This is a genomic window from Fructobacillus tropaeoli (genome assembly GCF_001047135.2).
GTDB lineage: Bacteria > Bacillota > Bacilli > Lactobacillales > Lactobacillaceae > Fructobacillus > Fructobacillus tropaeoli.
In genome coordinates this window covers 681-995 of the sequence record NZ_DF968131.1, presented here as the reverse complement: position 1 = coordinate 995, position 315 = coordinate 681, and the positions used below count along the sequence as shown (strand labels likewise).

Sequence of the window (315 nt, the reverse complement as noted above, 5' to 3'; positions counted from 1 at the left end):
CCTTTTTTGTCAATCATATAGGCCTTTTGCCCACTCGTCAACTCCCCATACGTATTGGTTCTGGTGGCACCAGTGCCAATATTGTATTTTTCAAGGAAGGTTTTCAACCATTTCCAGGTTGGTGCTGTTGGTTTCTTATTCTGTCCCTCGTAAACCAAACGTTGGGCCTGTTGGCCAACCCCTTGCGTAGAACGGTTACGATCTTCTTCCTCGTCTTGGTCTTGGTAAACCAAGTGCCACCCCTGACTTTGCGGTTGGTTAATCGTCGTCGTAAAGTTGGGTAATTCGGCTAACTGAGCTTTGACTTGCCTATAT

1 pseudogene is annotated in these 315 nt (G+C 46.3%); it reads right to left on the bottom strand.

Features of this window, described 5'->3' with window-relative positions:
- Positions 1 to 315 (bottom strand): annotated as a pseudogene (locus AOQ32_RS09025) (DNA topoisomerase); the annotation flags it as partial.